The following is a 9,053-nucleotide window of genomic DNA, read 5'->3' as shown; positions in this document are numbered from 1 at the left end:
GGGGCGACCTTCCGCGCGCTGCGCCGGACCGTGCAGGCCGCCGAGGCCTTCCCGAGCGATGTGCAGGAGCTGCAGCGCTACCTGAGCGACGAACTGCCCGTGACCGGGGTGAACGCCTATCCGGGGCGGGGCACCCGCGTGCCCCTGTTCATTCTGGGCTCCAGCATGTTCGGGGCCAGCCTGGGTGCCCAGCTGGGGTTGCCCTACGCCTTCGCCTCGCACTTCGCCCCGCAGCAGCTACTCGGCGCGATGCAGCACTACCGTGAGACCTTCCGCCCGAGCGCGCAGCAGGCCACCCCGTACGCCATGGCGGCGATCAACGTGCTCGCCGCGGAGACGGACGAGGCCGCCGCCGACCTCTTTCACCGCTCCAAGCTCAGCCGCGTGCGCATGTTCCTCTCGCGCGGCCGCGAGCAGATGCTCACGGAAGCCGAGGCCGAGCAGCTCGTGGATTCCCCCGCGGGCCAAGAAATCGTCGGCATGATGCGCTACACCGCGGTCGGCTCCCCGAAGACCGTCCGCGAGCAGCTGCACGCCTTCGCCGAGATGACCGGCGCCGACGAACTCATCACGGTGCACCCCGCGCCGACGCCCGAGGAGCGGCTCACCTCCATCCGTTTGGCCGGCCCCACGGCGCAGGAGCCACCGGCGGAGCATCCGCCAAAAGGCTGAGCTTCGCTTCGTCCCTCCTCCCGATGATCGGTTGTGCCGTGCCTGCTTGAGTGGAAGGCATGGCAGATACCCGTGTTCGCAACCGCTTCTCCGACCGGCTCACCTCCCGCGGGGGCGCGTGGCTCGCGCTCGGGCTGGTGCTCCTCATCATGGCCGCCCTGTTCGGCGTCTTCGGCTCCGCGTCCGCCCCGGCCCGCAACGACCTGGCCCCCGCGGACGCCGAGTCCGCTCGGGCGAGCGAGCTGTTGGCGACCTTCCCGAACGCCGACCGGCAGTCCGTGCTCGTCGTCTCCTCCCGCGCGGACGGGGCACGCCTGAGCGAGGACGATGTCGCGCAGCTGCGCGACCTCCTCCCGCTGCTCGCTGAGCGCTCGGACGCGGAGCCCTCCGGCCCGATGCTGAGCGAGGACGGCGGCGCGGCGTTGCTCGTCGCGCCGATCACCGTGGGCGAGAGCAACGCCGACACCGCCGTGACCATCGCGGACATCCGCGGCGACCTCGCCCAGCACGCCCCGCCCGGCCTCGAGCTCCTGGTGACCGGCGGCCCGGCCTTTGGCGCGGACATCGCCGCCTCCTTTGCTGGCGCGGACGTCACCCTCCTGGTCACCACGGTCCTGATCGTCGCACTCCTCCTGATCCTCACGTACCGCTCCCCCGTGCTCTGGCTCATTCCGCTGGCCAGCGTCGCCCTCGCGGACGGGCTCGCCGGGCGGATGACGGCCGCCGCGGGCGCCCAGTGGGACCTGCAGTTTGACGGTGGCATCATCAGCGTCCTCGTCTTTGGCGCGGGCACCAACTACGCGCTGCTGCTCATTTCCCGCTATCGCGAGGAGCTGCACGGCACCGACGATCATCGCGCCGCGTTGAGCGCCGCGTGGCGGGCCACGGTCCCCGCGATCGTGGCCTCCAATCTCACGGTCGTGCTCGCGCTCTTGACGCTCGTCCTGGCGGTCATCCCCGGCACGCACGGGCTCGGCATCTCCGCCGCGATCGGCCTCCTCATCGCGCTCGCCGCGGCGCTGTTCCTGCTCCCGCCGCTGCTCGCGGTCTGCGGGCGGCGAATCTTCTGGCCCTTTGTCCCCCGCCCCGGGGCGGTCCTGCCCCGTCCGGGCCGCGCCTGGCGTCGGATCGCGTCCGGGGTCGTGCGGCGCCCCGTCCTGGCGCTCGTCAGCGGCGCGGCCGCGCTGGCCGTCATGGCCGCAGGGCTCCTCGGCACCACGGTCGGACTGGACCAGCTGGACACCTTCCGCACGGAGTCGGAGTCCGCGGCCGGGCTCCGGGTGCTCTCGGAGCACTTCCCACCCGGGGAGGCCCAGCCCATTCTCATCGTCGCCAACAGCGCGGAGTCCAACGCCGTGGTGTCCGCGGCGAACGGGGTCGAGGGCGTCGTCCGCGCGCACCCCATCGGGGCCACCGCCGACGGCGAGCTCACCACGGTCATGGTGACGAGCGAGTACGCCCCGAGCTCGGAGCCGAGCCTGGCGCAGATCACCGCGCTGCGCGACGCCGTGCACGCGGTGCCGGGCGCGGACGCGGTCGTGGGAGGAGCCGTGGCCACCGACCTCGACGCCCGGGCCGGCAGCCAGCGAGACCTGCTGCTCATTGCCCCGCTCGTGCTGGCCGTGAGCTTCCTCGTCCTGCTCGTGCTGTTGCGCTCCGTCGTGGCGCCAGCGCTGCTCATCATCGTCAACCTCGCGAGCGCGGTCGCCGCGATCGGCGCCGGGTCCTGGCTCAGCCGGGTGGTCCTCGGCCAGCCAGCCCTCGACCAGCAGGTGCCCCTGCTCGCGTTCCTCTTCCTCGTCGCCCTCGGCATCGACTACACGATCTTCCTCGTGCACCGCGCCCGGAGCGAGGCCGCCACGCTGGGCACCCGCGCCGGAATGGTCGAGGCGGTCGCCCACACCGGGGGCGTGATCACGAGCGCCGGGCTCGTGCTCGCCGGGGTGTTTGCCGCCCTGGGTGTGCTCCCGCTCGTCACCCTGGGCCAGCTCGGCCTCATCGTCGGCCTCGGGGTGCTCGTCGACACCCTCCTCGTGCGCACGATCATCGTCCCCGCGATCTTCGCGCTCGTCGGCGACCGGATCTGGTGGCCAAGACAGCCGAGGCCGAGCCGTGTTGAATAGAGCCATGAACCTTGTGAACGCACCGCTCGCGGGCGGCTCGGATCCGGGGCCGCCCCCGGCGGCCGCGACCCTCCGGGCGATGGAACTCGGCCAGCACGCGATCGCCGCGGTGCTGACGACGGTCGGGGTCATCCGCGCGATCGCCGACGGGACCCCGGTCGCCGCCTCGGTGCTCGCGGGGCTCGCGCTGCTCGCCTGGCACACCGTCGGCACGGTCCTCCCCGGGCGGGCTCGAGGCCCGCGTTCCCCCGCCTGGTGGCTCCTCGTGTTCGCCCTGATCTGGGTCGCCGCCGTCGCCGTGTCCGCGGAGTTTGTCTGGGTGGCGTTCCTGCTCTGGCTCCTCGCCGGGCACCTGCTGCCGATTCCGTCGGGGCTGCTCTTCTCCGGGCTCGTGCTCGCCGTGGTCGTCGTCGCGCCGATCCTGCACCACGGCGGCACCAGCTACGCAAACGTCTTCGGGCCGCTCATCGGCGGGATATTCGCCTACGGCATCTCCCGCGGCTACCTCCAACTGTTGCGGGACGCGGCGGAGCGCGAGCGGCTGGTGGCCTCCCTTCGCCGGGCGCAGCAGGAGATGTCGGAGCTGCAGGACGAGCTCGCACTCGCCCAGCGCGAGTCCGGCGCCGTCGCCGAGCGCACCCGCATCTCCCGGGACATCCACGACACGATCGCGCAGGCGCTGTCCTCGATCCGTCTCCTCGCCCACGCGAGCGCCGGGCGGAGCCGGGACCCGGAGTCCGCGCGCACCCTCACCCAGGTCGAGGATCTCGCGGGCGACAGCCTCTCGGATGTGCGCAGGATCGTCGCCGCGCTCGCCCCCGCCGAGCTGGAGGACGATGTGCTCGCGGGGGCGCTCCGCCGGATGCTGGACCGCGCCCGCGAGGAGGCCGGGCTGCAGACGGAGCTGCACGTGGATGCCGCGCTCCCGCACCTGCCCACCGAGGTCGAGATCGCCCTGCTGCGCACCGCGCAGTCCGCGCTCGCGAACGTGCGGCTGCACGCCGGGGCGAGCCGCGTCGTGATGAGCCTGATCGGCGCCGAGCGCACCGTCCGGCTCGACATCATCGATGACGGGCGCGGCTTCGACGTGACTGCCTGGGAGGCGGGCGCGGGACCCGGCTCCTCCAGCTACGGGCTGTCCTTCATGCGCGCGCGGTTGCGCGAGCTCGGCGGCGGCCTCGACATCGAGAGCACTCCGGGCGAGGGCACCGCGATCTCGGTGCACCTGCCCGTCCACCCCGGCGCACAGCCGACCGCAGAGGAGACCCCATGACCATCACCGTGTTACTCGTCGACGATCACCCCGTCGTCCGCAGCGGGCTGCGCGCCGTGCTCGACTCCGAGTCCGTGCGGGTGATCGGCGAGGCCGCTACGGGCGAGGAGGCCGTGGCCCTCGCCGGGCACCTGCGCCCCGATGTCGTGCTCTGCGACCTGCGCCTCGGCGCCGGCATCGACGGGATCCAGACCACGGCCGCGCTCCGCGCGCTCGATCCGGCCCCCGCCGTGCTCATCCTCACGACCTTCGATCGCGACGCGGAGATCCTCGGCGCGATCGAAGCGGGCGCCGCGGGCTACCTGCTCAAGGACGTCGCCCCGGGCATGATTCTGGCGGGCATCGAACGCGCCGCCGCGGGCGAGACGGTGCTCTCCCCGGAGCTGTCCGCCCGGGTCCTCCGCGGGATGCGCAACCCGCTCCCGAAGCTCACCGAGCGCGAGATCGAGGTGCTCCGGCTCCTCGCGACCGGCGCGGCAAACAAGGAGATCGCCCGCAGCCTGTTCGTCACCGAGGCCACGGTGAAGAGCCACATCGCACACATCTTCACGAAGCTCGAGGTGGACAGCCGCTCGCGCGCCATCCACCTCGCCCGCGAGACCGGGCTCATCTAGCCCCCGTTCCCCGCTCCCTCCCGCGGCGCTGACCCGGTCGGCGCCGCCCGTTCCCCCGCTCGCCCCACCCGCGAGCGCTGCGCCCTGCCCATTTCCACCCGGTTTCCCCGCGGCTTCGCCGCACCAACGAAAGGTTCATCGTGTTCAAACTCGTCAACGCCGCCTTCGCCTATCTCCTCGCAGGCGTGCTCTCCGGCCTCTTTTACCGTGAGTTCACCAAGCTCAACGGGTTCCCCGAGGGGCAGTCCACCCAGCTCGGGCTGGCGCACACGCACCTGCTCACGCTGGGGTTTCTCGTGTTCCTGATCGTGCTGCTCATCGAGCGGGTCTTCGTCATTTCCCGCAGCCGCACGCTCTACGCCTGGTTTCTCTGGCTGTACCACGCGGGGGTCGTGCTCACCTCCGCCATGCTCATCTGGCACGGGATCCTCACGGTGCTCGGCCGCGACGCAAGCGCCATGATCTCGGGCCTCGCGGGCCTCGGGCACATCCTCATCACCGCGGGCATGATCGTCTTCTTCGTGGCCCTGCGCCGAGCCGTGCCCCGGGGCAGCGCGGCCGCCGCACCCGTGGCGGCCTGAGGCCGTCGCGCGGAAACGCAAAAGTGCCCGGACCACGCGGGATCGACGCGTGGTCCGGGCGGTTCGGCGGCCCCTCCGTGGGCACGGCTCGGGGCCGCCGAGTCTGGGGCGGACTAGCCGAGCGCGCTCAGCGTGCCGTCGAGGTCCTTCCGCGGCACGCCGCCCTGCACCACGGCCAGGATCTCGCTCGGGTCCGCGAGGGCGTGAATCTCGGTGAGCGGGTTGCGCCGCGTGATCACGAGATCGGCGAGTTTCCCGGGCTCGAGCGTGCCGAGGTCCGCGTCGAGCCGCAGGAGTCGGGCCGCGTTGATGGTCCCGGCGGCGAGCGCCTTCGCGGGCGTCATGCCGAGGTCCACCAGGTGGCCGAGCTCGGTCAGGTTCGTGCCGTGGGGGCACACGCCCGCGTCCGTGCCGAGCGCCACCGTGACCCCGGCGGCAATCGCGCGGGTCACGTGCTCCCGGGCGATCTCGGACCAGCGCACCTTCTTCTCGTAGAGGTAGGGCGCAACCTTTTTCGGGTCCGGCACCCGGAGCGCGGAGCTCAGGGTGGGCACGAGCACCGTGCCGCGCTCAAGCATGAGCGCAATCCCGGCCTCGTCGATCTCGTAGCCGTGCTCGATGCTGCTGGCCCCGCCGAGGATTGCCTCAACGATCCCGTCCGCGCCCTGCGCGTGCGAGGTCACGGGCTGCCCCTGGCGACGGCCCGTCTCCTCGACCGCGATGCGGACCTGATGCTCGGGGATGCCGAGGTCGTGCGGGGTGTCCGAGGGGCTGGAGACGCCGCCCGTCGTGCAGACCTTGATCACATCGGCCTCAGCCCGAACCAGCTCCCGGACCGTGCGTCGCATGTCATCGTCGGTGTCGACGATCCCGGCGAACCCGTCCATGAGTCCCTCCGCGGGGTTGAGCCCGTTCGCGAAGTGCATGTCCGCGTGCCCACCCGTGGGCGAGAGCACGGCGACGGCCAGGTGCAGACGCGGCCCCACAATGCTGCCGTCCGCAATCGCGTAGCGGTAGCCGGCGTCGAGCCCGGCGAGGTCGCGGGCGGTCGTGATTCCCGCGTCCAGGGTTTTGCGCACCGTTTGGGCGGCGTGGAAGTGGCGGTGGCTCGGGAACTGAGCCATCATCGCCCCCTGGCCCGCCTCGATGGACATCGACAGGTGCACGTGCGTGTCGATGAAGCCGGGGAGCACGCTCAGGCCCGCCAGATCGATCGTTGGCCCGTCGGACCAGGCGGCTTCGGGGCGGGCGGCGCCGGCGTACTCGATGCGGTCGTTGACGACGACGAGTTCGCCGCCCTCGATGAGCTCTTCGCCGACGCCCGTCCAGAGCCTCGCGTTCACGAGCCGGTACGAGCCCCGGTGGGCGGGGGTCAGGGGGAGCCTGGCCCGGTGATGTTCGGGGGTTTCGGGGGCGGGGGGCTGGGGCTTTTGTGCGGAAATCATACGGTCCTCTGTACGGGGATAACGGTGGTGACGGGGCGGTTTCGTTTGAGGATCGGCAGGACAAGGAGGCCGATCAGGAAGGCGCTGGCACAAATCGACCAGACGGTCAGGTATCCGCCGATCGAGGATGCGCCCTGCTCGGGGATGACGAACGCGGCAAGCACAATCCCGAAGACCGAACCGGCGACCGCGCCGCCGAGGGTCTTGAGCGAGTTGTAGATCCCGGTCGCGATTCCGGTCGCATCCCGGGGTGCCTCCTCTGCGATCAGCGCGGGCAGCGCGCCGAGGAGCAGGCCCTGGCCGAAGCTGCCAACGATGAGCCCGCAGGCCATGATCGGCAGGTTCGCGTTGAACGCGATGAGCGCGAGCTGACCGATGAGGCCCAGCGACAACCCGAACAGGAGCACGCGCAGGAGGCCGAAGCGTTTGGCGAGCCGTGCGAAGAAGATCGAGGCTATGGTCGCGGGCAGCATGGCCGCGATGGTCACGAGGGAGAGGGTCCCCGGCGCAAGGCCGAAGCCGTACCCCAGGGTTTCGGGGTCGCTCGCGAGGAACGTGATGAGCACCGTCTGGGTGCCGAGCATGACCATGCCCAGCACGAAGGAGATCAGGTATGCGGGCCAGAGCGTGCTCCGGGTCACGAGCGCCAGGTCCACCGCTGGGGCCTCCGCGCGCTTCTCCCACCACACCCAGACGAGGAATACGACAACTGCCCCGACGAGGATCGCGACCGTGCCCGCGTTGGCGAAGCCCTTCGCGCTGCCCTGGTTCAGTCCCCAGAGCAGCAGGAGCATGAAGGCGGCCAGGCCGAGGAAGCCGAGGCCGTCGATCTTGGGGTTTGCCCGGTCCGTGGACTCGGGAACCGCGATGAACACGGCGATGACGCAGAGCACGAGGATGACAACCGGGATGAGGAGGACGGTCGTGAGGCTCGGGATCGACGAGGAGAGGCCCGCGGCGACGGAGCCGAGCACGGCGCCGATCGTGATGCTCGCGACGAGCATACCGATCGCCTTGCGGGCCGAGTCCTGCGTCAGCCGGCTGTGCACGATCGCGATCTCGAGGGGAAGCCAGACGGCCAGGGGCCCGCAGAGGACCCGGCCCACCATGGCCAGGCCAAAGTTTGGCGACAGGGCGACGAGCGCGGCGCCAACGGCGACCGAGATCACCGCGATGCGCAGGATCCTCCGGTGGCCGTAAATATCACCGAGCTTGGACAGCACGGGGACGCTCACGCCCGCCGCCAGGGTCTGGACGGTGACGAACCAGGTAATTGTTGAGTCGGTGACCTCCCAGTGGTCAACCAGCTGACCGAACAGGGGGGTGTAATAGCCCTGCAAAAAACCGCTGCTCAGTTCGACAAAGAGGAGGAATCCAACAATCGCGACAACGCGCTGCTTGACCTCTCCCGTGCTCGTTTCTGAAGCGGTATCCGTCTTTGGATACTGAGGCATGGTGTGTTCATTTCTCGGGTCGACGGTGTGTGCCCAACCTCCGTCGGGAGGCCCACCGAGGTGGTTAGGTTGTGATCCGCAACGGGGGCGCGCTGACGACCGTGCTCGCCACCTGCCGGAACATCTCGGGCGTCAAGCGCTCGTTTCTGACGTTGGTCCGGTAGAAGGCGAAGCCCGCGATCATGTCGAGCAGTGCGTCCGCATCGGTTTCGGGGGGAACGTCGCCGCGGCTGACCCCGCGCGCGATAATCGTGCGCCCCCGGTCACGGCGTTCGGAGAGGACGCCCGCGTACAGGATTTCCCGCACTTTGGGCTCTACCAGGACGCCCCAGAGGGGGCGATCCTCCCCCTGGTTGTCCTGGTAGCTCTGGTTAATCATGCTCTGTCCCTGGTGGATCACCAGGTCCTCGACGAGGGAGCCCGTGTCGGGTTCCTCGGCCGGATCCGCGAAGAGCATGATGACCGCGGCGACGAGTTCCTCCCGGGTGGCCCACCGGCGGTAGATCGCAGTTTTGCCGCAACCCACCTCGGCGGCCACCTGTTCCATCCGAAGCCCGGAGAACCCGTTTGCGCGCAGGCTCTGCTCCGCCGCCCGAAGAATCCGGTCGGTCAGGTCAGCGTCCTGTGTGCGCCCGGGGCCGGGCTTCGCCGTTGTGGTCATGCCCCTAGACAACCACAGTTTGATCCAAACCGCAACGGAGCGTATCGTTGAAGAACTCCATGCACGCCAGTGAGGCTCTGCGTGGACTTCACATACGAATCGATCCGTAGCGGTTCGCCGAGCCCGAAAGGTTGCAACGATGCATCCCTCCCTCCCCCCTGAGTTCGACCTGACCGATGTGCGCGACGCGCTCCGGGACGGGCGGCTCAGCGCCGTCGACCTCCTCGATG

The 9,053-nt window shown here is 70.5% G+C and carries 8 protein-coding genes; 5 read left to right on the top strand and 3 right to left on the bottom strand.

The genetic code is table 11. The annotated features are described in order from the left end of the window. From OOT08_RS11865 to OOT08_RS11845, 5 genes are all read left to right on the top strand, one after another. Window positions 1–672, top strand: a 672-nt coding sequence (locus OOT08_RS11865) for an MsnO8 family LLM class oxidoreductase (RefSeq protein ID WP_325092852.1), incomplete at its 5' end; no start/stop codon positions are given. 59 nt (window positions 673–731) lie between these two features. Further along, on the top strand, window positions 732–2,795 hold the full coding sequence (locus OOT08_RS11860; RefSeq protein ID WP_325092851.1) for an MMPL family transporter: 2,064 nt from the start codon (window positions 732–734) through the stop codon (window positions 2,793–2,795). A gap of 4 nt (window positions 2,796–2,799) precedes the next feature. Continuing rightward, window positions 2,800–4,068 carry a sensor histidine kinase gene (locus tag OOT08_RS11855; protein ID WP_325092849.1) on the top strand — a complete coding sequence of 423 codons (1,269 nt, stop codon included), beginning with the start codon at window positions 2,800–2,802 and terminating at the stop codon, window positions 4,066–4,068. Then, entirely contained in the window at window positions 4,065–4,682 is a 618-nt protein-coding gene (locus tag OOT08_RS11850) for a response regulator transcription factor (RefSeq protein ID WP_325092847.1), read from the top strand. The genes OOT08_RS11855 and OOT08_RS11850 overlap by 4 nt, the downstream gene beginning before the upstream one ends. A gap of 140 nt (window positions 4,683–4,822) precedes the next feature. Beyond that, complete coding sequence (locus OOT08_RS11845) at window positions 4,823–5,263, top strand: DUF2871 domain-containing protein (protein ID WP_325092845.1); 441 nt, start codon at window positions 4,823–4,825, stop codon at window positions 5,261–5,263. 113 nt (window positions 5,264–5,376) lie between these two features. On the opposite strand, the gene OOT08_RS11840 is transcribed toward OOT08_RS11845, so the two are convergent. The 3 genes from OOT08_RS11840 to OOT08_RS11830 form a co-directional block, all read right to left on the bottom strand. Further along, window positions 5,377–6,708: a metal-dependent hydrolase family protein gene (locus OOT08_RS11840; protein ID WP_325092844.1), complete on the bottom strand. Its 1,332-nt coding sequence runs from the start codon at window positions 6,706–6,708 to the stop codon at window positions 5,377–5,379. Further along, window positions 6,705–8,162 (bottom strand): MFS transporter, encoded by a 1,458-nt coding sequence (locus OOT08_RS11835; RefSeq protein WP_325092843.1) that lies wholly within the window; start codon window positions 8,160–8,162, stop codon window positions 6,705–6,707. Before OOT08_RS11835 ends, OOT08_RS11840 begins: the two co-directional genes overlap by 4 nt. Window positions 8,163–8,226: 64 nt before the next feature. Then, window positions 8,227–8,823, bottom strand: a complete 597-nt coding sequence (locus tag OOT08_RS11830) for a TetR/AcrR family transcriptional regulator (RefSeq protein WP_325092839.1) — start codon at window positions 8,821–8,823, stop codon at window positions 8,227–8,229. Between the last annotated feature and the right edge of the window lie 230 nt (window positions 8,824–9,053).

The organism is Leucobacter sp. M11 (assembly GCF_035726885.1).
Classification (GTDB): domain Bacteria; phylum Actinomycetota; class Actinomycetes; order Actinomycetales; family Microbacteriaceae; genus JAPFRB01.
The sequence above is the reverse complement of the archived record's forward strand: the minus strand, read 5'-3'. Positions and strand labels throughout refer to the sequence as shown.

Coding starts and splice junctions, on each gene's coding strand:
- OOT08_RS11860 (WP_325092851.1), top strand. CDS start 732: ATGGCAGATACCCGTGTTCGCAACCGCTTCTCCGACCGGCTCACCTCC.
- OOT08_RS11855 (WP_325092849.1), top strand. CDS start 2,800: ATGAACCTTGTGAACGCACCGCTCGCGGGCGGCTCGGATCCGGGGCCG.
- OOT08_RS11850 (WP_325092847.1), top strand. CDS start 4,065: ATGACCATCACCGTGTTACTCGTCGACGATCACCCCGTCGTCCGCAGC.
- OOT08_RS11840 (WP_325092844.1), bottom strand. CDS start 6,708: ATGATTTCCGCACAAAAGCCCCAGCCCCCCGCCCCCGAAACCCCCGAA.
- OOT08_RS11835 (WP_325092843.1), bottom strand. CDS start 8,162: ATGCCTCAGTATCCAAAGACGGATACCGCTTCAGAAACGAGCACGGGA.
- OOT08_RS11830 (WP_325092839.1), bottom strand. CDS start 8,823: ATGACCACAACGGCGAAGCCCGGCCCCGGGCGCACACAGGACGCTGAC.